The organism is Streptomyces sp. 351MFTsu5.1 (genome assembly GCF_000383655.1).
Taxonomy (GTDB): Bacteria; Actinomycetota; Actinomycetes; order Streptomycetales; family Streptomycetaceae; genus Streptomyces; species Streptomyces griseorubiginosus.
On sequence record NZ_KB911784.1, the window covers coordinates 240,383 to 266,492 of the forward strand.

Consider the following 26,110-nt stretch of genomic DNA (forward strand, 5'->3'; position numbering starts at 1 on the left):
GTGACGCCGAAACTACGCAACGTGTGCGCCAGGGGTGAGGGATCTGGCATTTTCCGGTGGAACATGCTCGGGGTGACTAGAGTGGGTCGACTTGCCTTGTTTCACCGGCTATTTGATCAGCGACCTCTGGGGCGCATGTCAACGGCTCCCGGGGGTGTGCAGGGTGGTGAGCGCCCCGACGTGCGCCCCTCCGGATTCGGCCACGATCGAGGCGAGGGTCTGCGGGTCCCGCACGGTCGCGAAGCGGACACCGCCCGTCTGCGGGTCGGGCACGAAGCCGTAGATGCCCGGCCGGGCCAGCGAGTTGTAGGCGTAGTGGTGCGCGAAGTAGTACGCGCCCGTGTCCAGCGCCGCCGCGTGGTCCCCCTGGTCCAGCAGCGGCAGCGCACGCCCCTCGGCCAGCAGGTCGCCCGCGAAACAGGCCGGACCCGCCACGTCCTGCACCACCTCGGGCCCGCTCTTCGGCCGCCCCTTGCCGTCGTACGCCGCGATCCTGAGCGGCCACGACCCCGGCACGTACACCGTCCGCGTCGCCACCTGCACGCCCGCGTGCGTCACCGCGACCGGCCGCCCGCCCGCGCTCTTGGCGTACTCCACCCGCGCCACGATGGTGCCGTGCTTGGCCAGCAGCGACCGCCCGAACTCGGTGACCAGCCCGTACCGCCCGTCGAACAGCCCCGGCACCCCCGCCCTCAGCGCCCGCGCGTACTCCGTGTACGTCGGTGCCGTCGCCTCCGAGGCGAAGTTCACCGGCAGCCCGCCGCCGATGTCGATCGTGTCGATCTGCGGCCGCCCGATCCGCCCGTTGATCTCCTCGGCGAGCGCGTACGTCTCCTCGACGCCCCGCACCATCAGGGAGAGCGGGATGCCCTGCGAGCCGGTGTGCGCGTGCAGCCGGCTCAGCCAGGGCCGGTCGAGGTAGGCGCGCACAACCCACTCGCGCGCCCCCTCGTCCCGCAGCGCCACCCCGAACTTCGAGGTCTCGGTGGCCGTCGAGGTGGCCCCGATGGAACCGCCGCCGACCTGCGGGTTGACCCGGATCCCGAGCGGTGAGCGGCTGACCGCCGACCGCATCAGGCCGTCGATGCGGTCCAGCTCCTGCGGGTTGTCCGCGTTGACCGCGATCCCCAGGGCCAACGCCTCCCGCAGCTCGGCCGCCGTCTTCGCGGGCGAGTCCAGCACGGTCCGGGCCGGCGACAGCCCCGCCGCCCGTGCCAGGGCCAGCTCGCCCGGGCTCGCCACCTCCGCGCCGATCCCCTCCTCGCGCAGCAGCCGCAGCACCGGCACCAGCGGGGTCGCCTTCACCGCGAAGGCGTGCAGCACCGGGGTGCCGGGTGCCGTGACGGCGTCGAAGGCCGCCCGCAGTTCCCGCGCCGACTCCCGGATGCCGGTGACGTCGAGAAGCCCGACGACGGGGGCGTCCGGCCCCAGCAGGCCCCGCTCCACGGCCCCGCGCACCGCCTCGTCCCGGCGGGCCGCCCCTTCTTCGCCGGTGTTGCCGTACTCGTCCACCACGACTCCCGTCCTCGCCTGTGCTTCGAGGGTGCGCATGTCCAGGAAACATCCCTTCCCTCCTGAGGCAGACGCCAGAACGTATTGACTAGTTCTATTCAGGCGGCCAGGATGTGAATATCGACAGCACTCACCGGTACGCGGCCATCCGCAGCACAGCCCCCAGGAGGCAGACCATGTCAGGACCCCGCCCCGTCCGAGCGCCGCGCGGTACGGAACTGAGCGCCCTGGGATGGCAGCAGGAGGCCGCCCTGCGGATGCTCCAGAACAACCTTGACCCCGAGGTCGCCGAACACCCCGACAAGCTCGTCGTCTACGGCGGCACCGGCAAGGCGGCCCGTGACTGGCGCTCCTTCGACGCCATGGTCCGCACGCTGCGCACCCTCAAGCAGGACGAGACCATGCTGGTCCAGTCCGGCCGCCCGGTCGGCGTCATGCAGACCCACGAGTGGGCCCCGCGCGTCCTGATCGCCAACTCCAACCTGGTCGGCGACTGGGCCAACTGGGAGGAGTTCCGCCGCCTGGAGGCCCTCGGCCTCACCATGTACGGCCAGATGACCGCCGGTTCCTGGATCTACATCGGCACCCAGGGCATCCTCCAGGGCACCTACGAGACCTTCGCCGCCGTCGCCGCCAAGAAGTTCGGCGGCACCCTCGCCGGGACCATCACCCTCACCGCAGGACTCGGCGGCATGGGCGGCGCCCAGCCGCTCGCCGTCACCATGAACGACGGCGTCGCGATCTGCATCGACTGCGACCCCCGGGCCATCGAGCGCCGCATCGAGCACCGGTACCTGGACGTGCAGGCCGACTCCCTGGAGCACGCCCTCCAGCTGGCCGTGGAGGCCCGCGACGCCCGCCGCCCGCTCTCCATCGGCCTCCTCGGCAACGCCGCCGACCTCGTCCCGCGCATGCTCGCCGAGGGCGCGCCCATCGACATCGTCACCGACCAGACCTCGGCCCACGACCCGCTGGCCTACCTGCCCACCGGCCTCGCCTTCGAGGACATGGCGGACGCGGCGGCGAAGGACCCGGCGGGCTTCACCACCCGCGCCCGGGAGTCGATGGCCCGGCACGTCGAGGCCATGGTCGGCTTCATGGACGCCGGCGCCGAGGTCTTCGACTACGGCAACTCGATCCGTGGCGAGGCCCAACTCGCCGGATACAGCCGGGCGTTCGACTTCCCCGGCTTCGTCCCCGCCTACATCCGCCCGCTGTTCTGCGAGGGCAAGGGCCCCTTCCGCTGGGCCGCCCTGTCGGGCGAGGCCTCCGACATCGCCAAGACCGACAAGGCGATCCTGGAGCTCTTCCCGGAGAACGAGTCCCTCGCCCGCTGGATCAAGATGGCCGGCGAGCGCGTCCACTTCCAGGGCCTGCCCGCCCGCATCTGCTGGCTCGGCTACGGCGAGCGCGACAAGGCCGGCGAGCGCTTCAACGACATGGTGGCGAGCGGCGAGCTGGCCGCGCCGCTGGCGATCGGACGCGACCACCTGGACGCCGGGTCGGTGGCCTCCCCGTACCGCGAGACCGAGGCCATGCTCGACGGGTCCGACGCCATCGCCGACTGGCCGCTGCTGAACGCGATGGTCAACGTGGCCTCCGGCGCCTCCTGGGTCTCCCTGCACCACGGCGGCGGTGTGGGCATGGGCCGCTCGATCCACGCCGGCCAGGTCACGGTCGCCGACGGCACCAGGCTCGGCGGCGAGAAGGTCCGCCGGGTCCTGACCAACGACCCCGGCATGGGCGTCATCCGGCACGTCGACGCGGGCTACGACATCGCGGAGTCCGTCGCCGACGAGCGCGGTGTGCGGATCCCGATGCGCGAGGGTGACTCGGCGTGACGCAGACGTCCCATGGCAGCTCGTTCCACAGCATGTGGAGGGAGCTGCTCCCCATCGGGCGGCACCCCGACTCCCACGGCTACCGGCGCTACGCCTGGACCGGGGCCGACACCGAATGCCGGGCCTGGTTCAAGGAGCAGGCCGAGACCAGGGGACTGACCTACGAGGTCGACCGGAACGGCAACCAGTGGGCCTGGCTCGGCGACCCCGCCGCCGGGGACGCCGTCGTCACCGGGTCGCACCTGGACTCGGTGCCCGACGGCGGCGCCTTCGACGGCCCCCTCGGCGTCGTGTCCGCCTTCGCCGCGCTCGACGAACTCCGGTCCCGGCGCGCCGAGTTCACGCGGCCCCTCGCCCTCGTCAACTTCGGTGACGAGGAGGGCGCCCGGTTCGGGCTCGCCTGCGTCGGCTCCCGGCTCACCGCCGGGCAGCTCACCGTCGAGCAGGCGCACCGGCTCACCGACGGGGACGGGGTCACGCTGCCGCGGGCCATGGAGGCGGCCGGCTACGACCCCGACGGCATCGGAGCCGACCCGGAGCGGCTCGCCCGCATCGGCGCCTTCGTCGAGCTGCACGTCGAACAGGGGCGGGCACTGGACCTCAGCGGCGACCGGGTCGGCATCGCCAGCGCGATCTGGCCGCACGGGCGCTGGCGGTTCGACTTCCGGGGCGAGGCCAACCACGCCGGCACCACCCGCCTCACGGACCGGCGCGACCCCATGCTGTCGTACGCCGAGACGGTGCTCGCCGCCCGCCGGGAGGCCGAACTCGCCGGTGCCGTCGCCACCTTCGGCAAGATCTCCGTCGAGCCGAACGGCGTCAACGCCATCCCCTCCCTGGTGCGCGGCTGGCTCGACTCCCGCGCCGCCGACCAGGACAGCCTCGACCAGGTGGTCGGCGGCATCGAGAAGGCGGCCGGGGAGTACGCGCGGGCGCACGGCGTCGACCTCGACATCGTCCGGGAGTCGTTCACCCCCGTCGTCGAGTTCGACCACGCCCTGCGCGACGAACTCGCCCGTATCCTCGGCACCGACACCGACCTCAAGGTGCCCGTCCTCGGGACCGGTGCCGGACACGACGCGGGAATCCTGTCCGGGAGCATTCCGACCGCCATGCTGTTCGTGCGCAACCCCACGGGCGTCTCGCACTCCCCGGCGGAGTCCGCCGCCGAGGACGACTGCCTGGCCGGGGTCCTCGCGCTCGCCGACGTACTGGAAGGGCTGGCCTGCCGGTGACGACCCCGAAGACCTACTGGCTGGAGCACGCCTGGCTCGACACCCACGTCGAGCCGGGCGTCGCCCTGGACGTGCGGGACGGCCGCATCGCCGCCGTCCGCACGGACACCGCCACCCCGCCCCCCGGCGCCGAGATCCTGCGCGGACTGACCCTGCCGGGCCTGGCCAACGCCCACTCGCACGCCTTCCACCGGGCCCTGCGCGGCACCGTCCAGGTCGGCTCCGGGACCTTCTGGACCTGGCGCGAGGTCATGTACGCGGTCGCCGACAGGCTGACCCCCGAGACGTACCACGCGCTCGCCCGCGCCGTGTACGCCGAGATGGCGCTGGCCGGGATCACGAGTGTCGGGGAGTTCCACTACGTCCACCACGCCCCCGGCGGCACCCGCTACGCCGACCTCAACGCCATGGGCGAGGCGCTGATCGAGGCCGCCGCCGAAGCCGGCATCCGCATCACCCTCCTCGACACCGCCTACCTCTCCTCCGGCTTCGGACAGCCCCCCAACAGCCACCAGCTCCGCTTCTCCGACGGCGACGCGGAGGCATGGGCCGCACGCTGTTCAGTTCTCAAGGACCGGGATCACGCACGGATCGGGGCCGCGATCCACTCCGTACGGGCCGTGCCCGCCGAACAGTTGGCGACCGTGGCGGGCTGGGCCGGGGAGCGCGGGGCGCCGCTGCACGTCCATCTCTCCGAGCAGACCGCCGAGAACGAGGCCTGCCACGAGGTCCACGGCTGCACCCCGACCCAGCTCCTCGCCCTGCACGGGGTTCTCGGCCCCCGCACCACCGGCGTCCACAACACCCACCTCACCGCCGAGGACATCTCCCTCCTCGGCGGCAGCGGCACCGGCACCTGCATGTGCCCGACCACCGAGCGGGACCTCGCGGACGGCATCGGCCCGGCCGTCGCCCTCCAGAACGAGGGCTCACCGCTCTCCCTCGGCTCCGACAGCCACGCAGTGATCGACCTCCTGGAGGAGGCCCGCGCGATGGAGCTGAACGAGCGCCTGCGCACCCGCACCCGCGGTCACTGGACGGCGGCGGCCCTTCTGCGGGCGGCCTCCGCCGACGGCCACGCGGCCCTCGGCTGGGACGAGGCCGGAACCCTGGAGCCGGGCGCGCTCGCCGACTTCACCACCGTCGCCCTCGACTCGGTCAGGACGGCAGGGCCGCTTCCGCGGCTCGGGGCCGAGACGGCCGTATTCGCCGCGTCGGCAGCGGACGTGTCGCACACGGTCGTGGCAGGCCGGCACGTCGTACGGGACGGGGTGCACGCCCTCGTGCCGGATGTGCCCCGAGCCCTCGCGGAAGCCGTCGCCGCCCTGCGCGGATGAGACCGCGGAACCCCGGCAGCGAACCCGCCCCCACCGCCGACCAGGCCACCGAGGACGCCATGAACAACGCGACGACCGTCAGCCCCGCCCACTCGGCGAGCACCGCCAGCACACTCATCACCAACATCGCCGCCCTGGTCACCAACGACCCCTCCTCCGGTGACGGATCCCCCCTCGGACTGGTCCAGCACGCAGCCGTCGCCATCGAGGGCGACCGCGTCGTGTGGACCGGTGATCAAAGCAAAGCACCCGCCACTGACAATCGGGTCGACGCAGGTGGACGGGCGGTCCTGCCCGGCTTCGTCGACTCCCACAGCCACCTCGTCTTCGCGGGCGACCGCACCGAGGAGTTCAACGCCCGCATGTCCGGCCGCCCCTACACCGCGGGCGGCATCCGCACGACGGTGGCGGCGACCCGGGCGGCGAGCGACGACGCACTCGAACGCAACCTCACCCACCACCTCGCCGAGGCCCTGCGCCAGGGCACCACGACCTTCGAGACCAAGTCGGGCTACGGACTGACCGTCGAGGACGAGGCGAGGGCCCTGCGGATCGCCGCCGCGCACACCGACGAGGTCACCTACCTCGGCGCCCACATCGTCCCGCCCGACCACGCCGACGACCCGGCGGCCTACGTGGCCCTGGTCACCGGCGAGATGCTGGACGCCTGCGCCCCGTACGCCCGCTGGATCGACGTCTTCTGCGAGAAGGGCGCCTTCGACGGCGACCAGGCCCGCGCGATCCTCACGGCCGGCAAGGCGAAGGGACTGCACCCCCGCATCCACGCCAACCAGCTCACCTACGGCCCCGGCGTGCAGCTCGCCGTCGAACTCGACGCCGCCAGCGCCGACCACTGCACCCACCTCACCGACGACGACGTGGACGCCCTGGCGAACAGCCGTACGGTCGCCACGCTGCTGCCCGGCGCGGAGTTCTCCACGCGCGCCGAGTGGCCGGACGCCCGCCGCCTCCTGGACGCGGGGGTGACCGTGGCCCTGTCGACGGACTGCAACCCGGGCTCCTCCTTCACCTCCTCCGTCCCCTTCTGCGTGGCCCTCGCGGTACGCGACATGGGGATGACCCCGGACGAGGCGGTCTGGTCGGCCACGGCGGGCGGGGCGGCGGCGCTGCGGCGCGAGGACATCGGGCGGCTGACCCCGGGCGCGTACGCCGACCTGATCCTCCTGGACGCCCCCAGCCATGTGCACCTGGCCTACCGGCCGGGGGTGCCGCTGGTGAGCGGGATGTGGCGGCGGGGCGTACGCGTGGCCTGACGGGAGGAGCGCAAGGGTGTACGCGTGGCCTGGCCGCCCCGGCACACATCGCCGTTACGACGCCCCCGCCCGCCACCGCTGCTCCGCGCCCCCGGTCAGCGGCTCCAGTGAGACCCCGTTCCCGCCGCCCGGGGTCACTCCCGTCTCGATCGCGATCGCCGGGCGGATCACGCCGTCTGAGTCCACCGTGAAGCGGAGGTTGTCGCCGTGGCTGCCCTCCACGGAGTCGCAGGACCAGATGCCGAGGCCCTTGTCGACGTCCCCGCGGCTGTCCAGGCAGAAGTCGGGATCGGCGGCGGACTGGAGGACACCCCGGGCGGTGTCGGCACGCCAGCGCTGGGAGGCGGCCGAGGTGCAGGGCGCGGTGACGACGTCCGTGCCGTTGTCGAAGTCGCCGGAGACGTCCAGGCAGCGGGCCGTGTCGAGATTCACCACCTGGGCGTAGGAGCCGTCGGGCGCGCGGAACGGGGGTGGGCTCGTTCTGCGGGGCGGGGACGGGCTCGGGGACGCGGAAGGCGGTCTGCTCGACGAGGAGAGGGACGGGGACGGGGACGAGGACGGGGACGAAGAGGGGGAGGGGGAGGGCGCGAGGGTCGGTGGGACCGTCGTGGTCACCGTCACCTGCGAGGGGCCCGGCAGCGCGGTGCCTGCCGCTTCCGAGGCCGGATCACCGTCCCGCGTCCCCAGGAACAGCAGCAGCGGCGCCAACGCCACCCCCAGCGCAGCCGACGCCAGCACGAGCCGCCGCTGCCGCGGCCATGTCCCCGCAACCGCCCTCGGCATCGCCCGCCGGCCCGAGCGGGACCTGCCCGCCCTGGACTCCCGCGACCGGGACCCGCCCGCCCCTGGCCCCTGCGACGGCGGTCCCGCCTCCGACGGCCGCGCTCCCGCCCCCGCGTCCCGCTCCGCCCGCACATACGCAGCCCCGCCCCACGGCAGCAGACCCTCCGCCACTGCCGTCCGCGGGGTGTCGCGCAGTGCGCGCTGTTCCTCGTGGGCGGCCGCGCAGTGCGGACAGTGGATCATGTGGGCGCGCAGATCGGCGCTGTCCCGGGGGTTGTCCGGACGGACGGACTCCTCGATGAGCCGGCGGAAGTCCGCGCAGCGGGGATCGTCCGAGGCCGCCAGGCGGGACCGCAGACAGGCCTGGGCGAGCGCGTTCAGGGCGCCCTCGGTGCCGTAGACCACGTCCTCGCGGGTGAGGCCCAGGTGGACGGCCGTCCGCTCCTCCGGCTCGGCCTCCACCAGGGCGTACCAGACAAGGCCCTGGGCCCGGGCCGGAAGGGACTCGAAGGCGGTGAGCACCGGGGGTACGGGGCCGTCGGGTCCGGCGGTGTTCAGGAGCAGCAGGACGCTCGCGTCCAGGCCCGCCGACCGCTGGTCCCCGGCCCACTGCGCGGCCGAGCGGGCCGTGAGCAGCAGGAGCCGGTGCCGCCAGGGGAGGCCGGGGTCGGTCCCGCGGGCCGTCTCCCGGGCCGCGAGCGTGAAGGTCTGCGCGGCCAGCTGCCGGGCCGCGCTCTCACCGGCCGTGCACAGGCGGGCGTAGGCCAGGACCGCGGGCTGGTGGCGGGCGCGCAGCTCCAGCAGGGCCGTGTACGCCGTGGTCGTGTCGGCGCGCAGCAGCTCGGTGAGACGGGCGTCGGACGCGCCGTCGTGCCCCCCGGCGCGTACGCCGTCCCCCGCCCCCTCGGCCCGCGCCATGCGCCCCTCCTCCTGACGTACCGGCCAGTCTGTGAGCGACCATAGTGAGGGAAGTGCACCCTGGGGGAAAGGGTTACTCCAAGTAACTATGGGGTGTCCGGAATGTGCCGAAACAGCGTCCGGAACGCACGTGTGCCCGGTGTCCCACCGGACACCGGGCACACGTGCAGGTCAGTGGTGCCGACCCGTCACTCCTCGACGGTCAGGCCCTTGCGGAGCTTCACCAGCGTCCGCGACAGCAGCCGCGACACGTGCATCTGGGAGATCCCGAGCTCGTCGCCGATCTCCGACTGGGTCATGCCCGCGACGAAGCGCAGCGAGAGGATCGTGCGGTCCCGGGACGGCAGCTCGGCGATCAGCGGCTTCAGGGACTCGACGTACTCGATGCCCTCGAGCCCGTGGTCCTCGTAGCCGATCCGGTCGACCAGCGTGCCCTCGGAGTCGTCCTCCTCGGCCTGGGCGTCCAGGGAGGCGGCGGTGTAGGCGTTGGACGCCGCCATGCCTTCGACGACCTCCTCCCTCGACAGTCCCAGGCGCTCGGCGAGCTCGGCCACGGTGGGGGCGCGGTCGAGCCGCTGGGCCAGTTCGTCGCCGGCCTTGGCCAGGTCGAGCCGGAGCTCCTGAAGGCGGCGCGGCACCCGCACCGACCAGGACGTGTCCCGGAAGAACCGCTTGATCTCGCCCACGATGGTTGGCATCGCGAACGTGGGGAACTCCACTCCGCGACTCAGTTCGAAGCGGTCGATCGCCTTGATCAGGCCGATGGTGCCGACCTGGATGATGTCCTCCATCGGTTCACTGCGGGAGCGGAACCGGGAGGCGGCGAACTTGACCAGGGCGAGGTTCAGTTCGACGAGCGTGTTGCGGACGTACGAATACTCGTGCGTGCCCTCCTCCAGCGACTCCAGCCGCGCGAAGAGGGTCTTGGAGAGGGCTCGCGCGTCCATCGCTCCCACCTCTTCGAACGGCGGGATCTCCGGAAGCCCGGCGAGCACGTCGTCTTCGCTGTCCTGCTCGATGGGATTCAGATGTTCCGGGGGGGATGTCGACGTCGCCTGATGGGTATGCGAGGCGTCGAGCCGGGGTGACATGATGTCCTCCATCGTTCTCGGCATAAGGCTGCCGAAGCCAGTTCGTGCACTGCGGTGTGCGGCGCCTCCAAAGCCGGCCGTGTCGAGTACGTGTGTCTACAAGCCCTACCCGGTTTCCCGACACAACCGCAAGTGTGTTCTGTGCGGTTATGTCCGTTTGCGTGTGATTGTTCGGGTGTCGGAGGGTGTGGAGAAGGCGTAGTGTTCGAGGGCGTCATCAGCAGCCACGACGTCGGGAGAGAGAGACGGCATGGACCGCGGGACGGTCGGCAGCGCACAGTCTGGCCGGCTTCTGGTTGAGGTGCGGCAAGAGGGCTCCAGTGCCGTCGTGACTCCGGCAGGTGAGTTGGATCACCACACGGCCGATTTGTTGCGTGAGCCACTCGAGGACTGCCTCGCCAAGGGGAAGAGCCGGCTTGTCGTCGACTGCACACGGCTGGAGTTCTGTGACTCCACCGGACTGAATGTGCTGCTGGGGGCACGGCTGAAGGCCGAGGCGGCGGGGGGTGGCGTACATCTTGCGGGCATGCTGCCCGTCGTGGCGCGGGTCTTCGAGATCACGGGGGCCGACGCGGTCTTCACCGTGCACGACACGCTGGAAGAGGCCCTGGCCGACGGGACCGGCGACTGAGACCCGAGCCGGGCGGCGTCCCCAGGGCCTCCGCTCGTGCCCGTTCGTCTCCTCCGACCGGCACTCATCGGGTGTCACACCCGGCGTGCGGGACATACGTCCCGAATAGAGGGGTGTTCCACCGGTCCGCTCGGGCAGGAGACATCCGTACTGACTGTTTCGGTGAACGACCATGCAGTGACGTTGAATCGTGAACCGGTGAATCGGTGAGGTGAAGCGCTGATGAGCACCACCCGGCCCTACCCGCCGGGCGACCGTGACCCGGAGCCCGAGGCTGCCGCCGAGGTGCCGCAAGGACGGCAGGTCCGCCGGCTGAGCTTCGACGGCGAGAGTGCGGTCGTTCCGCTCGCGCGCGACTTCACCCGGCAGGCGCTGTACGCGTGGGGCTGGCTCCCGGCCGCGGGCGCGGACCAGCGGGCCGCCGCGGAGGACGTTCTGCTCGTGGTGTCGGAGCTGGTCACCAACGCGTGCCTGCACGCGGAGGGGCCGGACCAGCTGCGGATCTCCTGCGACCGCAAGGTCATCCGGCTCGAGGTCTCCGACAGGGGCGCGGGCCAGCCGGCTCCCCGCTCGCCGCACCGGGCCGGGCGGCCCGGCGGCCACGGGATGTTCATCGTGCAGCGGCTCTGCCTCGACTGGGGAGTCGTCCGCAACCCCGGCGAGACCGGCAAGACGGTGTGGGCGGAACTGGGCGCTCCGGCCTGACCCTGCGGGGACGCCGTGGCGAGGGGTGCGTCCCGGTCTCGGGGCTCTTCGTCCCGTCGGGCGCGCCGAGCTCGAGCGGTGCCCGTTCCGGGCTGCCCTCTGCTGCCGTGCCCCGCCCTGTCCCGAGGAGCGCCCCCACAGTTCCGGCACTTCCTTTCTCTTCCTTCCTCCGGTGCCCCGGCGTACCTTGACGGCCGATCTGATGTGCCGTCAGGAACGAGTAAGGGGAGCGGAACCGTGTCGTACCCGAAACGAACCGCCGCGCTCGCGTCCGTCGCGGCCCTGGCCGGCTCGGCGGTGCTGATGACCGCCCCCGCTGCCCACGCCGAGGTCGTGAACGTCAACTACCAGTGCAAGACCCCGATCGGTGACAAGAGCGCCGTCTCGCCCATCGACATCAAGGGCGTCAAGAGCGGCGGCGGATACAAGATCACCATGTCCTGGCAGAAGGGCGTCTCGTCCAGCCCCGTCGACCTCGGCAAGGGTGCGATGAACCCGAGCGCCACCATCGAGCTGGGCGGCGCGGACAGCGGCACGATGAACGTGACCGGCCCCGCCAACCAGGCCGTCGTCCCCGCCAACACCCCCATCAAGATCAACGACCTGACCGGGACGTACACCCCGAAGAAGTCCGGCAAGGTCACCTTCACCGCGGGCGTGCTCACCATCAAGGCGCTCGGCACGACCACCACGTGCACGCCGACCAACAGCCCCGGCGCCTCCCTCACCCTGGACGTCACCGCCGCCTCGGGCTCCTCCGGCGGCAGTGGCTCCACCGGCGGCAGCGGGTCCTCCGGCGGCACCCAGAGCGACAGCGGCACCGGCGCCGCCCTCCCGCAGACCGGCCCCGAGGACTCGGCGATCGCGCTGGGCACCCTCGGCGGCACCGTGCTGCTCGCGGGGGCCGCGGGCACCCTCTGGCTCACCCGGCGCCACCCGACGGCCCGCGTGCGCCGCTGAATCCGTACGACAGTCCGTACGACAGCTGGAGCCGCCCATGCCGTCCGCCGCCCGCACGCTGCCCCTGGCCCTCTCCCTGCCCCTGCTGCTCCTGCTGGGGCCCGTCCCCGCGGCCCGCGCCGCCGACGGATGGTCCCTCGCGCCCGCGGGCGGCGGCCGGCCCGCCTTCTACGCCGAGGGCGCGCCCGGGACGGTCGTCCAGGACACGGTGTCCGTGACCAACCGGGGCAGCCGGCCGGTCACCGTACGGCTGTCCGGCGCCACGTTCGCCCGCGGTTCCGTCCGGGTCCCGGCCCGCACCCGCGCCGACGTCCCCTTCACGGTGACCGTCGCCGACCGCGACCGCAGCGCCCGGATCGTCGCGCGCGACGACACCGGCGGCACCCGGAGCCTCCCGGTCCACCTGCGCTCGACCGTCCCGGAGCTGTCCGCGCTGACCGTCGAACACGTCGCGGTGCGCGCCGGCCGCATCACCTACGACGTCGTCAACCGCGGTACGACGCCCCTCAGCCCGCGTGTCGCCGTACGGGCGGACGGCGTCCTCGGCCTCCTCCTCGACCGGCCCCCACGCACCCTCCCCGTGCGCCTCCCGCCGGGCTCCCGCCTGCACCTCACCGAGCCCTGGGCGGACCCGCCCGCTCTGGACGCGGTCTCCGTCCGGCTCACGGTCACCGCGGCAGGAGGCGCCCACGACACCGCAGGCGCGTCCGCACGGTTCGTGCCCTGGCGCGGGGTGGCGGGAGCCGCGGCGGCGCTGGCGGCTGGGGGCGCCTGCTTCGTCGTACGCCGTCGAAGGAGCCGTACGACCGACCGGGTGCCCTCCGACGCGCCGTGCACGGAAGCCGAGTTGACGGGAGCGACGAGGTGAACCGGAAGCTTCGGGCCATGGTGCTGGTGGCGGTGCTCGCGCTGCTGCTCGCCCCCCTCGCCGGAACCGCGGCCGCGGCCGACCGGCCGAGCGTGCAGCTGTCCAAGTCCCAGGCGGGCACCGGGGGTTCCATCACCGTGAGCGGCAGTGGCTGGCGGCAGCGGACGCTGCTGATGATCCTGATCTGCGGACAGGCCGTGCCCTCGCGCGGGGTGCCGGGTGGCACCAACTCCTGTGCCAACGCGGACGGCCGGGCCGTCACCACCGACGCCAAGGGCGGTTTCAGCAGGAAACTGCCGGTCTCCGAACCGCCGGTGCCCTGTCCCTGTGTGGTGCACGTGGCCACGGTGACCGGCGCGAAGGCCGAGGCCGACGCGGTCTTCCAGGTGGCCGGGCACGCCGTGGAGCCGCTGCCCGCGGACACCTCCGGCGGCCGGTTGTCCGTCCTCACCGACACCGCCCTGAACGGCTCCAGTGGCCTGCTGACCTGGTTCGGAGCACCTCCCGCCCGCACCCTGGTCTTCACCGTCGGCAACGTCGGCACCTCCGACGTCAGGAACCCGGTCTTCCAAGTCGGCACCGCCCACGGCGTGTTCGCCCCGCAGTGGGACGAGCAGCAGTGGCGCGGCACCATCAGGCCCGGCGGCAGGGCACGGATCGAACTGCCCGTCGAGCTCTCGGCCGGAGCACACGGCGACTACACGGTGTCCCTGAAGTACGGCGGCAAGGTGCTCGCCGAGCAGCCCTGGGGCGTGGGCCGGCCCTGGGGCGTGACGCTGTTCTGGATCCTGGTCTGCCTGGTCGTGCCGGCGGCGCTGTTCCGCATCGGCATGGCCGTCGTGGACCGGGTGCGGCCGCGGCCCGCCGGCGGGGTCCGGCACCGCGGTGTGCGGCTCCCCGAACTCGCCCTGCGCCTGCCGGGTTTCAAGCCCTCCACGGCCGCGCACGCGGCCACCCCGACCGCCACCTCCACCCTGCCGTGGTTCACCCCGGACGCCGATCCGGGCACGGCCGGTGGCCGGCTCTCCGCACCGCACGACGACAGCCCGACGAGTCCTGCGACTCCCCCGAGCCCTCCGGCTCCCACGAGTCCTGCGACTCCCACCAGAGAGGGATCCACGTGAGCATGCGAAGGAGAGTCACACCGGCCGCCGTGCCGGGGAGAGCGGGCGCGGCGGGCGCGGCGCTCGCGCTGGTCGGGGCGGGCGTGGTGCTGGGCCTGGCGGCCGGGCCCGCCCAGGCCGCCGAGGTGTCGTTCGCGACCCGCTGTGTGCCGCCCGCGGGCGTCGGCCTCGACCCCGTCGACGGCACCACCAAGGTCGAGGTCACCGCCCCCGCCACGGCGAAGGTCGGCGACGAGATCACCGTGGTGTGGAAGTTCACCCAGGCCGCGTCCAAGAACCCGAACATCATCGACCTGCCCGCCAACTCGGTGCAGCCGACCGGCACCTTGAAGGCCGCCGGTGCGCAGAGCGCCGACATCGCGATGACCGGGCCGCGCGAGAACCCCGCCATCCCCAAGGGCGGCGACATGGTGCTGTCCGACATGAAGGGCACCCTGAAGCTGACGGCGGCCGGGGAGCTGACGCTGACGCCGGGCGCCTACACGGTGAACGCGATGGGCACCAACACGGTGTGCACGCCGACGGAGACGGTCCCGAAGGCGGCGACGGTCACCGTGGCGCAGGGCAACGGGACGTCGACGCCGGACCCGACGGACACCCCGACCCCGACCCCGACACCCACGGACACCGGGAGTCCCAGCCCGACCCCGAGCGCCACGGAGTCCTCGGGCGGCGGTCAGACCGACTTCACCGGCAAGGCGGTCTCCATCCCCTACACCTGCCAGTCGCCCCTCGGGGAGAAGAAGGCGACCTCCGAGATCCAGATCAACGCCAAGAAGGACGGCGGCAGTTACGGCATCACGGTGCAGTTCAAGAACTCCCCGATGGACAGCCCGGCCGACATCCCCGCGGACTCGGTGAAGCCCTCCATGGAGGTCACCCTGGGCGGTGCCGACACCGGCTCGGTCTCCGTCGAGGGGCCCACCAACTCCGCGCCCATCAAGTCCGGCGACCCGATCGCGATCCCCGACATGACGGGCACCTACAAGCCGGGGGCGACGGGGGAGTCGACCCTGTCCCCGGGCGTCCTGACGATCAAGGCCCTGGGTACGACGACCACCTGCAAGCCCGACAAGACCGAGGTCTCCCTCACCCTCACCACGGAGAAGCAGGAGGGCGGCGCGGCCGGCGGGACTTCAGGCTCGGGCGGCACGTCAGGCACCGGCGGTTCCTCCACGAGCGGCGGCCTCGCGGCGACGGGCGCGGACGACCACGGGGCCCTGAAGGCGCTGGGCCTGGTGGCCGGCACGGCCGTGCTGCTGGGCGGCGCGGTCTTCACCTTCATGCCCGGGAGAAGGGCACGGCAGGGGCGCGGGGAACCGCGCACGGTACGTGAAACCGACGGGGCCGCCGCAATCCACCCGGATCGCGGCGGCCCCGTCGGTTCAGGCCGGAGTACTAGCGCACGTCCCCCATGAGGGACTTCACCTTCCGCCGGTACATCCACACGGCGAACCCGGCGAGAGCCGCGAGCGTCGCCTCGCCGAAGACCGCCGCGGTCCCGCTGAGGTCGACCCCGGCGATCGCCGGGTTGGACAGCAGGCCGGTGATCGAGTCGCCCGCGGTCACCGCGAGGAACCAGACGCCCATCATCTGCGAGGCGTACTTCGCGGGGGCCATCTTCGTGGTCACCGACAGACCCACCGGTGAGAGGCACAGCTCACCCACGGTCTGGATGAAGTAGATGCCCACCAGCCACATCGGGCTGACCGCGGTGCCGTTCGCGGCCATGGCGATCGGGATCAGGAAGAAGAAGAACGAGACGCCGATCAGGACCAGGCCCATCGAGAACTTCACGATGGTGCTGGGCTCCTTGCCCTTGCGGTTCAGCCACACCCACAGCCAGGCGAAGACCGGGGCCAGCGCCATGATGAACAGCGGGTTCAGCGACTGGTACCAGGAGGTCGGGAAGTCGAAGCCGAGCAGGGAGTCGGCCGTCTTCTGGTCGTTCGAGCCGAACGCCTGGACCGTGGACGCGCCCTGGTCGTAGATCATCCAGAACACGGCGGCCGCGACGAAGAACCAGATGTAGCCGGACATCTTCGACTGCTCGTCGTTGGTCAGCTCCTTGTCCCGCTTGATGCGCAGCAGCACACCCGCCGGGACGACCAGACCGATGACGGTGAGCGGGATCATCGCCCAGTTCAGGGTGAAGTGGCCGGTGAAGCCGACGACGCCGTAGAAGACGGCCGCGGCGATCACCCAGTACAGGCCCTTGCGCAGCCAGGCCGCGCGCTCCTCGGCCGCCAGCGGCTTGGGGACGACGCTGCTGACCGGGCTCAGGTTGCGGGTGCCGAGCAGGAACGCGGCCAGGCCGATCGCCATGCCGACCGCGGCCATGCCGAAGCCGAGGTGCCAGCTGACCTCCTGGCCGACGGTGCCGATGGCCAGCGGGGCGAAGAAGGCGCCGGCGTTGATGCCCATGTAGAAGATCGTGAAGCCGCCGTCGCGGCGCGGGTCGTCCGGGCCGTCGTAGAGGTGGCCGACCATCGTGGAGATGTTGGCCTTGAGCAGACCGGAACCGGCCGCGACCAGCGCCAGGCCCGCGAAGAACGGCGCCTGGCCGCCGGGCAGCGCCAGGGTGATGTGACCGGCCATGATCGTGACGGCGGCGATGGCCACCGTCTTGCGGGGGCCCCAGACGCGGTCGCCGAGCCAGCCGCCGGGCATGGCGAGCAGGTAGACCATCGCCGAGTAGACGGAGACGATCACGGTGGTGGTCGCCAGGTCCATCGCGAGGCCGCCGCCCATGCTGCCCTTGCCGGCGTCGGGGCCGCCGGAGAGCAGGTAGACGGTGAGCAGGGCCTTCATGCCGTAGTAGGAGAACCTCTCCCACATCTCGGTCATGAAGAGAGTGGCCAGTCCGCGGGGGTGGCCGAAGAAGGTCTTGTCGGAACCGGGGGTGCCCGGAGTCACCGAGTCCTTCGTCAGGCTGGACGCCATGGTCGTTCCTTGCTGGTGGGGATTACCGCACACAAAAGAGACCTTTGGCGACGGATGCGCGCCAAAGGTCCCCACGTTGCGACAGGCTTCAAGTCACCATACGGCAGGACAGTGCCGGAAATGGAAGGACTTGAGACTTGAATCACAGGTGCAGATGGAACCGTACACCCGGTTTCTAAGGTCCCTACACGATTGCCATCCCACACTCACAGGTTCGCCCCACAATCGTGAAAGGTAAGAATCACGGGGTTGCGATCACACCGCAGCATCTGTCAAGAGCGGTCTACCATCAGCTCATGACCCGTGTACTGCTCGCCGAGGACGATGCGTCCATTTCGGAGCCGCTGGCCCGCGCCCTGCGCCGGGAAGGGTACGAGGTCGAGGTGCGCGAGGACGGCCCCACCGCACTCGACGCCGGAATGCAGGGCGGCATCGACCTGGTCGTCCTCGACCTGGGTCTGCCCGGCATGGACGGCCTCGAGGTGGCCCGCCGACTGCGCGCCGAGGGCCACGCCGTACCCATCCTCATCCTGACCGCACGCGCCGACGAGGTGGACACCGTCGTCGGCCTGGACGCGGGCGCCGACGACTACGTCACCAAGCCCTTCCGCCTCGCCGAGCTGCTCGCCCGGGTCCGGGCGCTGCTGCGGCGCGGCGCCGCGGAGCCGGCCCAGCCGCCCGCCACGCACGGCGTGCGCATCGACGTCGAGTCGCACCGCGCCTGGATGGGCGACGAGGAACTCCAGCTCACCGCCAAGGAGTTCGACCTGCTGCGGGTGCTGGTGCGGGACGCGGGCCGGGTGGTGACCCGGGACCAGCTGATGCGCGAGGTCTGGGACACCACATGGTGGTCGTCGACCAAGACGCTGGACATGCACATCTCGTGGCTGCGCAAGAAGCTCGGCGACGACGCGGCGAACCCGCGGTACATCGCGACGGTACGAGGCGTGGGCTTCCGCTTCGAGAAGAGCTGAACCCCGGCCATCCGGCTAGCAGGTAAGAGGACATGCGCCGTCGACTGATCCAGTCCACGCTCGCCGTGGTGCTCGTGGTGATCGCCGTCTTCGGCGTGTCCCTCGTCATCGTCGAGACCCGCACCATCAGCAACAGCGCTCAGGAGCGGGTGGATTCCGAGGCGATCCGGCTGGCCGGGATCGTGGACAGCCGGCTGTTCGCCGCGGAGGACGTGAACGCGGAGATCCTGCGCGACCAGGTCGCGCAGGAACGGTACGCCGTGATCCGGATCCCCGGTAAGGACCCGATCGAGGTCGGCACCAGGCCCTCCGGTGAGGTCATCAGCTCCACGCAGGAGGGCGAGGAGGGCGAGACCGTCACCGTGCAGGAGCCGCGCTCCTCGGTGACCCGCGAGGTCGGCCGCACCCTCCTGATCATCGGCCTGGTGGCCCTGCTCGCGGTGATCGCCGCCGTCCTCCTCGCGATCCGCCAGGCCAACAAGCTCGCCTCGCCGCTCACCGACCTCGCCGAGACCGCCGAACGCCTCGGCTCCGGCGACCCGCGCCCCCGTCACAAGCGCTACGGCGTCCCCGAGCTGGACCGGGTCGCCGACGTCCTGGACTCCTCCGCCGAGCGCATCGCCCGCATGCTCACGGCGGAACGGCGGCTGGCCGCGGACGCCTCGCACCAGCTCCGTACGCCGCTGACCGCGCTGTCGATGCGGCTGGAGGAGATCACCCTCACCGACGACCCGGACACGGTGAAGGAGGAGGCGAACGTCGCGCTCACGCAGGTGGAGCGGCTGACGGACGTGGTCGAGCGGCTGCTCACCAACTCCCGCGACCCGCGCGCCGGCAACGCCGTCACCTTCGACCTCGACGAGGTCATCCAGCAGCAGCTCGCGGAGTGGCGGCCCGCCTACCGCAGCGCGGGCCGGGCGATCGTCAGCTCGGGCAAACGGCACCTCACGGCGGTCGGTACGCCGGGCGCGGTCGCGCAGGTCCTGGCCGCGCTGATCGAGAACTCCCTCATGCACGGGGGTGGCACGGTGGCGCTGCGCACGCGGGTCACCGGCAACCAGGCGGTCATCGAGGTCACCGACGAGGGTCCCGGCGTCCCCGCGGACCTCGGGGCGCGGATCTTCGAGCGCACGATCAGCGGCCGCAACTCCACGGGGATCGGCCTCGCGGTCGCCCGGGACCTCGCGGAGGCGGACGGGGGCCGTCTGGAGATGCTCCAGGCCCAGCCGCCGGTGTTCGGGTTGTTCCTGTCCCGGACGCCGCTGAAGTCGTCGCTGGTGGACGACGACGAGCCGATGGTGCGGTGAGCTGCGCTGCGGTGGTTGTTCGGTGCGGGTCCGGTGGGGGCGGGCGTTCTGCGCAGTTCCCCGCGCCCCTGAAAAGACCCCCCGCGCCCCCTGAAAACCCCGGTCAGAGCGCTCGCTGGCGTGGGCGGAGTTTCCTGGCCGCTGTCTGCTCCGCTTCCTCCAGGAAGGATTCCGCGCTGGCCACGGCCTCGCGGGCCGGCAGGGTCTTGAAGACCCAGCTGCGGTAGGACCAGAAGCGGAACAGCGTCGCGATGCCGATGCCGAGGAACTTGAAGATGTTGCTCTGGAGCGGGCTGTCCCAGCCGAAGCCGTAGGTCGCGGCGTACAGGATGCCGTTCTCGATGACCAGGCCGACCGCGCTGAACAGCAGGAACAGGGTCAGTTCCTTGGTGCGGCCGCTCTTGTCGCGGTCACGGTAGGTGAAGTACCGGAACCCGATGTAGTTGAAGACGATGGCCACCACCGTGGCGACGACGCTCGCGCGGACCACCGGAAGGTCGGTGAGATGCCGGACGAGGTTGAAGACGGCGAGGTTGACCAGGAGGCCCGCGCCGCCGACCGCGCCGAACTTGGCGACCTCGCGTACGACCCTCCGCAGCCCTGAGGAACCATGTCCCATGGTTGTACAGTCCCCCAGTCGGGTCGGTCAGTCGAGTGATTTCGTCAACTCAGCCATGCTAACCATCCCCCCTGCCGGTTGCCTGTGGATGAACTCACACACAGGGAAACAAGCTGGTAAGAGGACCGGAAGAGGCGCGGAATCCGGCCGCCGTGGCGCGACCGATACCCTAAGGGCGTGACGTTCCCGGTAGTCGGCATGGTCGGCGGGGGGCAGCTCGCTCGTATGACACACGAGGCGGGCATCCCGCTCGGCATCAGGTTCAAGCTCCTCAGTGACACCCCTCAGGATTCCGCGGCGCAGGTGGTCAGCGACGTCGTCATCGGCGACTATCGCGACCTCGACACGCTCCGCGAGTTCGCGAAGGGCTGCGACGTGATCACTTTCGATCACGAACACGTACCCACCGAGCACCTCAGAGCCCTGGAGGCGGACGGCATCCCCGTACGCCCCGGCCCCGACGCGCTCGTGCACGCCCAGGACAAGGGGGTGATGCGCGCGAGGCTCACCGAGATCGGCGTGCCGTGCCCCCGGCACCGGATCGTCAGCGATCCCCAGGACGTGGCGGCCTTCGCGGCCGAGGGCGACGGCTTCCCCGTCGTCCTCAAGACCGTCCGCGGCGGCTACGACGGCAAGGGCGTGTGGGTCGTGGACTCCGTCGAGGAGGCCGCCGACCCCTTCCGGGCCGGTGTCCCCGTCCTCGCCGAGGAGAAGGTCGACTACGTCCGCGAGCTCGCCGCCAACGTCGTACGGTCGCCGCACGGCCAGGCCGTCGCCTACCCGGTCGTCGAGTCCCAGCAGGTCAACGGCGTCTGCGACACGGTGATCGCCCCCGCGCCCGACCTGGACGAGTCCCTGGCTCTGCGGGCCGAGGAGATGGCCCTCACCATCGCCAAGGAACTGGACGTCGTCGGCCACCTCGCCGTCGAGCTGTTCCAGACCCGCGACGGCCGCATCCTCGTCAACGAGCTCGCGATGCGCCCGCACAACTCCGGCCACTGGTCGATGGACGGCGCGATCACCAGCCAGTTCGCCAACCACGTCCGGGCCGTCCTGGACCTCCCGCTCGGCGACCCGCGCCCCCGCGCGCCGTGGACCGTCATGGTCAACGTCCTCGGCGGCGACTTCCCCGACATGTACTCCGCGTACCTGCACTGCATGGCCCGCGACCCCCAGCTGAAGATCCACATGTACGGCAAGGACGTGAAGCCCGGCCGCAAGGTCGGCCACGTCAACACCTACGGCGACGACCTGGACGACGTTCTCGAACGCGCACGTCACGCTGCCGGCTACCTGAGAGGCACGATCACCGAATGAGCCCCGTTGTAGGCATCGTCATGGGGTCGGACTCCGACTGGCCCGTCATGGAGGCCGCCGCCCAGGCCCTCGACGAGTTCGAGGTCGAGTACGAGGTCGACGTCGTCTCCGCGCACCGGATGCCGCGCGAGATGATCGCGTACGGCGAGCAGGCGGCCGAGCGGGGCCTGAAGGTGATCATCGCGGGTGCCGGAGGAGCCGCCCACCTGCCGGGCATGCTCGCCTCCGTCACCCCGCTCCCCGTCATCGGTGTGCCGGTGCCCCTGAAGTACCTCGACGGCATGGACTCGCTGCTGTCGATCGTGCAGATGCCGGCCGGTGTCCCGGTCGCGACCGTCTCCGTCGCGGGCGCCCGCAACGCCGGTCTGCTCGCGACCCGCATCCTCGCCGCCCACGACGAGGAACTCCTCGGCCGGATGCGGGAGTTCCAGCAGGAGCTCAACGACCAGGCCACCGACAAGGGCAAGCGCCTCAGGGCCAAGGTCGAGGGCTCCAACGGCTTCGGCTTCGGCAAGTGACGGCCGCGGCAGAGCTGGCGGCGGCCCGGGAACTCCTGAGCGAGTTCCCGGTCGTCGACGGCCACAACGACCTGCCCTGGGCCCTGCGCGAACAGGTCCGCTACGACCTCGACGCCCGGGACATCGCCACCGACCAGTCGGCCCACCTGCACACCGACCTGGCCCGGCTGCGGGCCGGCGGGGTCGGCGCCCAGTACTGGTCGGTGTACGTCCGCTCGGACCTGCCCGACGCGGTGCCGGCGACCCTGGAACAGATCGACTGCGTACGGCAGCTCCAGGCGCGGTACGCCGACACGCTGCGGCCCGCGCTCACCGCCGCGGACATGGAGGCGGCCCGCCGGGAAGGCCGTATCGCCTCCCTCATGGGCGCCGAGGGCGGTCACTCCATCGCCAACTCCCTGGCGACGCTACGCGCGTTGTACACGCTCGGCGTGCGCTACATGACCCTCACCCACAACGACAACGTGGACTGGGCGGACTCGGCGACCGACGAGCCCGGTGTCGGGGGCCTGTCGGCGTTCGGCCGTGCGGTGGTGCGGGAGATGAACCGCGAGGGCATGCTCGTGGACCTCTCGCACGTGGCGGCGACGACCATGCGGGACGCGCTGGACGCGACGAGCGCGCCGGTGATCTTCTCGCACTCCTCCGCGCGAGCCGTGTGCGACCACCCGCGCAACGTCCCGGACGACGTCCTGGAACGCCTTCCCGCCAACGGCGGCATGGCGATGGTGACCTTCGTGCCGAAGTTCGTCCTCCAGGCCGCCGTCGACTGGACGGCCGCCGCCGACGAGAACATGCGCGAGCACGGCTTCCACCACCTCGACACCACCCCGGAGGCGATGAAGGTGCACCGCGCCTTCGAGGAGCGCACCCCGCGCCCCGTCGCCACGGTCGCGACGGTCGCCGACCACCTCGACCACATGCGCGAGGTGGCGGGCGTCGACCACATCGGCATCGGCGGCGACTACGACGGCACCGCCTTCACCCCGGACGGCCTCGACGACGTCTCCGGCTACCCGAACCTCGTCGCGGAACTCCTCGCCCGCGGCTGGTCCAGGCCGGACCTGGCCAAGCTGACCTGGCAGAACGCGGTCCGGGTGCTGGGCGCGGCCGAGGACGTGTCCCGCGACCTCCAGGCCACGCGGGGTCCGTCGAACGCGACCCTCGCCGCACTCGACGGCTGAGCGTCCGGGACGGGGCGGTCGGTGCAGCCGTCCGCCCCGCCCAAGGCCCCCGGACAGCGGTCGAGGGCAAATGACGAAAGACGAGGTCGGAGGCCGTCGGGCGCCCCGTGAGCCGACATGTGGAGGCTGGGCCCCGCGTGGATCCGGGCCGTACCCCCGAACGCCCCGTCCACCAGGAAGCCCCTCGCACCCCGTGCGACGGTGACCGTACGGCGATCAGGAAGATCACGACGTACGGAGCCCGTCATGGCAGACCTCCAGGACGAACTGCACCCCCCGGCCGAGCTGGGAGAGCTGCCCCAGCTCTTCGGGGCCGTGCCGGAGCTGTACACCCCCGTGTCCGACCCGGACGCCGAACCCCTGGAACGCGCCCGCGCCCTCCTCGCCGCGCACCCCGTAGCCGACGGCTACAGCGGGCTGCCCTGGGCGCTGCGGCACCTGCCCTGGTTCGACCTGGAACTCGGCGAGAGCGCCGTGGACACGGACGTGCCCCGGCTCAGGGAGGGCCATGTGGGCGCCCTGCTGTGGTCGCTGCACCTGCCCGAGGGCCTCGACGGGGACCGTGCGGTGGGGGCCACGCTGGAGCAGCTCGACCTGGTCAAGACGGTCGTACGGAACCACCCCGAGGGCCTGCGGCTGGCCCGTACGGCGGGACAGACCACCGACGCCCACCACTGCGGCCGCGTCGCCGTCCTGCTCGGCCCCGCCGGTGCCGCCGCCCTCGGCGACTCGCTCGGCATCCTGCGCTCCCTGCACGCCCTCGGCCTGCGCGCCCTCACCCTGTCCGGGGTGTCCTGGGCGAGCGAGGCGGGGCTGACCCGGTTCGGCGAGGAGGTGCTGCGCGAGATGAACCGGCTCGGTGTCCTCGCCGATCTCTCCGGGGCCTCCGGGGACACCATCCGGCGGGTCCTCGCGGTCTCCAAGGCGCCCGTGCTGTTCACCCGCTCCGCCGCCCGCGCCCTGCGCCCGCACCCCGTCAACCTCCCCGACGACCTGCTCACCGAGCTGGGCGCCGCCAAGGGGCTGTGCATGGTGCCGCTGACCGCCGAGCAGACCGGGCCCACGGTCCGGGACGTCGCCGACCACCTCGACCATGTGCGCGAGGTCGCCGGCGTCGACTGTGTGGGCCTGTCCGGCACCTATGACGCCGGGACCGCGCACCCGCAGGAACTCGGCGACGCCTCCTGCTACCCGCACCTCGTTGCCGAGCTGCTGCGCCGCGGCTGGGCGGAGGCCGACCTCGCCCTGCTGACCTGGGGGAACGTCCAGCGGGTGCTGCGCGAGTCCGACTTCACCGCGCGGGCGGCCCAGCAGCGCCGGGAGCCGTCCACGGCGAAGATCGCCGACCTGGACGGCTGACCGGCCGCCGCCTCGCACAGAGGACCGGCAGGCCTCACACAGGGTCGATCCGGCACAGGCAGAACGGATGCCCGGCCGGATCCGCGTACACCCGGAAGTCCTCCTTGTCCTCCGCGTGCAGCAGCCGCGCCCCCAGCTCCAGCACCCTCGCCTGCGCCGCCTCGATCTCCTCCCAGGTGCTGCCGGCGTCCAGGTCGAGGTGGAACTGCTGGGAGTTGCGGTCGGTGCGCGGCCATTCCGGCGGGGTGAACCCCGGGGCGCTCTGGAAGGCGAGGCGGGGCCCGGCGGGGACCCGCAGGACCACCCAGTCGGGGTCGTCGTCCTCCGGGGTGCCGCCCACGATGCCCGCGTAGAAGCGGGCCAGCGCGCGGGGATCGGGGCAGTCGAGCACGACGGAACGGAAGCGGGCGACGGTCACGAGGGTTCCTCCTGGTCGGCGGTCGTCTCAGCAGGCACAGAGGCAGAACGGGTGCCCAGCCGGGTCCGCGTACACCCGGAAGCTCCGGGAGCGGTCCTCGGTGTCCAGCGGCGTGGCCCCGAGCGCCAGCACCTCCTTCTCGGCCGCGTCCAGGTCCGGGACGCTCAGGTCGAGGTGGAACTGCTGCGAGGCGTCGGGTGCGGGCCACTTGGGCGGTACGAACCCGGGCGCTGCCTGGAAGGACAGCGTCTGTCCGCCGGGGGCCTTCAGGTCCACCCAGTCGTCCTCGCCCTCGACGGTGCCGCCGAGGACACCGGCGTAGAAACCGGCGAGCGCGCGGGGGTCGGGACAGTCCAGTACGACGGCTCCGAGTTCGGCGACGGCCATGGCTTCCTCCTTGGGGCGCGGTTACCTATAGAAGCGGGTAACCAGTAACGGTTACCGCATGCTCTCGTAATGGCGGTAACGTCGCAAGGGGATTCGCGAGATAGGTAGCGTGCAGCCATGAGTGAGCGATCGCCCGCGCCCGGGGGCCTGACCCTGGTCCAGTCCCTGGTCAACACGCTCGACCTGGAGTCGGGGGCGGATGCGCTGGACACGGCGGAGGGGCGGGAGCGGTTCGGGATCGCCGAGGGCGAGGCGGCCGGGGCCCGCGAGCTGCGGGAGTCGCTGCGGGTCGCCCTGCTGGCCCACGCGGGGCATCCGGCACACCGCTCCGTGACGCCGTTGGGGGAGCTGCTCGGGGCCGCGCCCCTGCTGGTGACGGTGTCCCCGTCCGACGGCTCGGCCGCCCTCGCCCCCGCCGACACCGGGCCCCTGCTCTCCCGCGTCGCCGCCGCCGTCGCCGAGTCGCTGGTCGCGGGCACGTGGACCCGGCTGAAGGCCTGCGAGGCCGTGGACTGCCACTGGGCGTACTACGACCGCAGTCCGGCGGGGCGAGGGCGGTGGTGCTCGATGCAGGTGTGCGGGGCCCGGGCGAAGATGCGGCGGTACCGGGCGAAGGGATGAGTGCGTGCAGGGGCCGTTCCGGCCACCAGGTTCGCCAGGAGCCGGTGCCGAGTGGGCCCTCAGGGAAATGAGGACCGCCCGTAGCTCGCGGTCCTCGAACTCGCCGTACGGCCAACGGGCCCTGCCAGGCGGTGAGTTCGGCGAGCGGGCGGCCCGGGGGACACGGAAAGGCGGCGCGGTGGGG

Annotated in this window: 24 protein-coding genes; 17 read left to right on the top strand and 7 right to left on the bottom strand. The window is 72.0% G+C overall.

The genetic code is table 11. The annotated features are described in order from the left end of the window. Positions 1-138 precede the first annotated feature (138 nt). Positions 139-1,551, bottom strand: a complete 1,413-nt coding sequence (locus tag H295_RS0123960; protein ID WP_020137895.1) for a diaminopimelate decarboxylase — start codon at positions 1,549-1,551, stop codon at positions 139-141. Positions 1,552-1,688: 137 nt separating this feature from the next. Here H295_RS0123960 and hutU point away from each other — a divergent pair, with 137 nt between their 5' ends. From hutU to hutI, 4 genes are read left to right on the top strand one after another with little or no spacing between them, the layout of a single operon-like run. Continuing rightward, positions 1,689-3,353: a urocanate hydratase gene (gene hutU, locus H295_RS0123965; protein ID WP_028809683.1), complete on the top strand. Its 1,665-nt coding sequence runs from the start codon at positions 1,689-1,691 to the stop codon at positions 3,351-3,353. Positions 3,354-3,385: 32 nt separating this feature from the next. Continuing rightward, entirely contained in the window at positions 3,386-4,588 is a 1,203-nt protein-coding gene (locus H295_RS0123970; protein ID WP_043217875.1) for an allantoate amidohydrolase, read from the top strand. Continuing rightward, a complete protein-coding gene (locus H295_RS0123975) occupies positions 4,585-5,925 on the top strand; it encodes a formimidoylglutamate deiminase (RefSeq protein WP_020137898.1) in 1,341 nt (446 codons plus the stop codon). Before H295_RS0123970 ends, H295_RS0123975 begins: the two co-directional genes overlap by 4 nt. After that, entirely contained in the window at positions 5,922-7,199 is a 1,278-nt protein-coding gene (gene hutI, locus H295_RS0123980) for an imidazolonepropionase (RefSeq protein ID WP_020137899.1), read from the top strand. The genes H295_RS0123975 and hutI overlap by 4 nt, the downstream gene beginning before the upstream one ends. 54 nt (positions 7,200-7,253) lie before the next feature. On the opposite strand, the gene H295_RS0123985 is transcribed toward hutI, so the two are convergent. Further along, positions 7,254-8,900 (bottom strand): RICIN domain-containing protein, encoded by a 1,647-nt coding sequence (locus H295_RS0123985; RefSeq protein ID WP_020137900.1) that lies wholly within the window; start codon positions 8,898-8,900, stop codon positions 7,254-7,256. A gap of 188 nt (positions 8,901-9,088) precedes the next feature. Beyond that, on the bottom strand, positions 9,089-9,991 hold the full coding sequence (locus H295_RS0123990; RefSeq protein WP_106960931.1) for an RNA polymerase sigma factor SigF: 903 nt from the start codon (positions 9,989-9,991) through the stop codon (positions 9,089-9,091). 250 nt (positions 9,992-10,241) lie between these two features. Here H295_RS0123990 and H295_RS0123995 point away from each other — a divergent pair, with 250 nt between their 5' ends. The 6 genes from H295_RS0123995 to H295_RS43515 all read left to right on the top strand — a co-directional run bounded on the left by H295_RS0123995 (position 10,242) and on the right by H295_RS43515 (position 15,697). Further along, positions 10,242-10,622 (top strand): STAS domain-containing protein, encoded by a 381-nt coding sequence (locus tag H295_RS0123995; protein WP_020137902.1) that lies wholly within the window; start codon positions 10,242-10,244, stop codon positions 10,620-10,622. Between the two features lie 222 nt (positions 10,623-10,844). Further along, on the top strand, positions 10,845-11,327 hold the full coding sequence (locus H295_RS0124000; RefSeq protein ID WP_020137903.1) for an ATP-binding protein: 483 nt from the start codon (positions 10,845-10,847) through the stop codon (positions 11,325-11,327). Between the two features lie 237 nt (positions 11,328-11,564). Then, positions 11,565-12,287, top strand: coding sequence for an LPXTG cell wall anchor domain-containing protein (locus tag H295_RS0124005; RefSeq protein WP_020137904.1), 723 nt, complete (start codon positions 11,565-11,567; stop codon positions 12,285-12,287). 37 nt (positions 12,288-12,324) lie between these two features. Continuing rightward, positions 12,325-13,155, top strand: a complete 831-nt coding sequence (locus H295_RS0124010) for a hypothetical protein (protein ID WP_020137905.1) — start codon at positions 12,325-12,327, stop codon at positions 13,153-13,155. Between the two features lie 17 nt (positions 13,156-13,172). Then, on the top strand, positions 13,173-14,279 hold the full coding sequence (locus H295_RS0124015; protein WP_043217844.1) for a hypothetical protein: 1,107 nt from the start codon (positions 13,173-13,175) through the stop codon (positions 14,277-14,279). A 2-nt stretch (positions 14,280-14,281) separates the two neighbouring features. Continuing rightward, positions 14,282-15,697, top strand: coding sequence for a hypothetical protein (locus H295_RS43515; protein WP_234021665.1), 1,416 nt, complete (start codon positions 14,282-14,284; stop codon positions 15,695-15,697). Here the strand turns inward: H295_RS43515 and H295_RS0124025 are convergent. Further along, a complete protein-coding gene (locus H295_RS0124025; protein WP_020137908.1) occupies positions 15,678-17,222 on the bottom strand; it encodes a peptide MFS transporter in 1,545 nt (514 codons plus the stop codon). The two genes, H295_RS43515 and H295_RS0124025, sit on opposite strands and share 20 nt — an antisense overlap. A gap of 296 nt (positions 17,223-17,518) precedes the next feature. On the opposite strand from H295_RS0124025, the gene H295_RS0124030 reads away from it, so the two are divergent. Then, entirely contained in the window at positions 17,519-18,196 is a 678-nt protein-coding gene (locus tag H295_RS0124030) for a response regulator transcription factor (protein ID WP_007382513.1), read from the top strand. A 32-nt stretch (positions 18,197-18,228) separates the two neighbouring features. After that, entirely contained in the window at positions 18,229-19,503 is a 1,275-nt protein-coding gene (locus tag H295_RS0124035) for an ATP-binding protein (RefSeq protein ID WP_020137909.1), read from the top strand. A gap of 103 nt (positions 19,504-19,606) precedes the next feature. Here H295_RS0124035 and H295_RS0124040 read toward each other — a convergent pair whose 3' ends face one another. Beyond that, on the bottom strand, positions 19,607-20,122 hold the full coding sequence (locus tag H295_RS0124040) for a GtrA family protein (RefSeq protein WP_020137910.1): 516 nt from the start codon (positions 20,120-20,122) through the stop codon (positions 19,607-19,609). Between the two features lie 177 nt (positions 20,123-20,299). Between H295_RS0124040 and H295_RS0124045 the strand changes: the two genes are divergently transcribed. From H295_RS0124045 to H295_RS0124060, 4 genes are all read left to right on the top strand, one after another. Next, on the top strand, positions 20,300-21,439 hold the full coding sequence (locus H295_RS0124045; RefSeq protein WP_028809686.1) for a 5-(carboxyamino)imidazole ribonucleotide synthase: 1,140 nt from the start codon (positions 20,300-20,302) through the stop codon (positions 21,437-21,439). Between the two features lie 20 nt (positions 21,440-21,459). After that, positions 21,460-21,957, top strand: coding sequence for a 5-(carboxyamino)imidazole ribonucleotide mutase (purE, locus tag H295_RS0124050; RefSeq protein ID WP_020137912.1), 498 nt, complete (start codon positions 21,460-21,462; stop codon positions 21,955-21,957). After that, entirely contained in the window at positions 21,954-23,141 is a 1,188-nt protein-coding gene (locus H295_RS0124055) for a dipeptidase (protein ID WP_020137913.1), read from the top strand. The genes purE and H295_RS0124055 overlap by 4 nt, the downstream gene beginning before the upstream one ends. Positions 23,142-23,387: 246 nt before the next feature. Then, positions 23,388-24,500, top strand: a complete 1,113-nt coding sequence (locus H295_RS0124060) for a dipeptidase (RefSeq protein ID WP_020137914.1) — start codon at positions 23,388-23,390, stop codon at positions 24,498-24,500. Between the two features lie 34 nt (positions 24,501-24,534). Here the strand turns inward: H295_RS0124060 and H295_RS0124065 are convergent, their stop codons facing one another. Continuing rightward, positions 24,535-24,918, bottom strand: coding sequence for a VOC family protein (locus tag H295_RS0124065; protein WP_020137915.1), 384 nt, complete (start codon positions 24,916-24,918; stop codon positions 24,535-24,537). Positions 24,919-24,945: 27 nt separating this feature from the next. Beyond that, the gene (locus H295_RS0124070) at positions 24,946-25,305 is read right to left on the bottom strand and encodes a VOC family protein (RefSeq protein ID WP_020137916.1); all 360 of its coding nucleotides are present in this window, start codon (positions 25,303-25,305) and stop codon (positions 24,946-24,948) included. 117 nt (positions 25,306-25,422) lie between these two features. Between H295_RS0124070 and H295_RS0124075 the strand changes: the two genes are divergently transcribed. Further along, the gene (locus tag H295_RS0124075; protein WP_020137917.1) at positions 25,423-25,926 is read left to right on the top strand and encodes a CGNR zinc finger domain-containing protein; all 504 of its coding nucleotides are present in this window, start codon (positions 25,423-25,425) and stop codon (positions 25,924-25,926) included. The last annotated feature ends 184 nt before the right edge of the window (positions 25,927-26,110 follow it).

Coding starts and splice junctions, on each gene's coding strand:
- H295_RS0123960 (WP_020137895.1), bottom strand. CDS start 1,551: ATGCGCACCCTCGAAGCACAGGCGAGGACGGGAGTCGTGGTGGACGAG.
- hutU (WP_028809683.1), top strand. CDS start 1,689: ATGTCAGGACCCCGCCCCGTCCGAGCGCCGCGCGGTACGGAACTGAGC.
- H295_RS0123970 (WP_043217875.1), top strand. CDS start 3,386: ATGTGGAGGGAGCTGCTCCCCATCGGGCGGCACCCCGACTCCCACGGC.
- hutI (WP_020137899.1), top strand. CDS start 5,922: ATGAGACCGCGGAACCCCGGCAGCGAACCCGCCCCCACCGCCGACCAG.
- H295_RS0123985 (WP_020137900.1), bottom strand. CDS start 8,900: ATGGCGCGGGCCGAGGGGGCGGGGGACGGCGTACGCGCCGGGGGGCAC.
- H295_RS0123990 (WP_106960931.1), bottom strand. CDS start 9,991: ATGTCACCCCGGCTCGACGCCTCGCATACCCATCAGGCGACGTCGACA.
- H295_RS0123995 (WP_020137902.1), top strand. CDS start 10,242: ATGGACCGCGGGACGGTCGGCAGCGCACAGTCTGGCCGGCTTCTGGTT.
- H295_RS0124000 (WP_020137903.1), top strand. CDS start 10,845: ATGAGCACCACCCGGCCCTACCCGCCGGGCGACCGTGACCCGGAGCCC.
- H295_RS0124010 (WP_020137905.1), top strand. CDS start 12,325: ATGCCGTCCGCCGCCCGCACGCTGCCCCTGGCCCTCTCCCTGCCCCTG.
- H295_RS0124015 (WP_043217844.1), top strand. CDS start 13,173: ATGGTGCTGGTGGCGGTGCTCGCGCTGCTGCTCGCCCCCCTCGCCGGA.
- H295_RS43515 (WP_234021665.1), top strand. CDS start 14,282: ATGCGAAGGAGAGTCACACCGGCCGCCGTGCCGGGGAGAGCGGGCGCG.
- H295_RS0124025 (WP_020137908.1), bottom strand. CDS start 17,222: ATGGCGTCCAGCCTGACGAAGGACTCGGTGACTCCGGGCACCCCCGGT.
- H295_RS0124030 (WP_007382513.1), top strand. CDS start 17,519: ATGACCCGTGTACTGCTCGCCGAGGACGATGCGTCCATTTCGGAGCCG.
- H295_RS0124035 (WP_020137909.1), top strand. CDS start 18,229: ATGCGCCGTCGACTGATCCAGTCCACGCTCGCCGTGGTGCTCGTGGTG.
- H295_RS0124040 (WP_020137910.1), bottom strand. CDS start 20,122: ATGGGACATGGTTCCTCAGGGCTGCGGAGGGTCGTACGCGAGGTCGCC.
- purE (WP_020137912.1), top strand. CDS start 21,460: ATGGGGTCGGACTCCGACTGGCCCGTCATGGAGGCCGCCGCCCAGGCC.
- H295_RS0124060 (WP_020137914.1), top strand. CDS start 23,388: ATGGCAGACCTCCAGGACGAACTGCACCCCCCGGCCGAGCTGGGAGAG.
- H295_RS0124070 (WP_020137916.1), bottom strand. CDS start 25,305: ATGGCCGTCGCCGAACTCGGAGCCGTCGTACTGGACTGTCCCGACCCC.
- H295_RS0124075 (WP_020137917.1), top strand. CDS start 25,423: ATGAGTGAGCGATCGCCCGCGCCCGGGGGCCTGACCCTGGTCCAGTCC.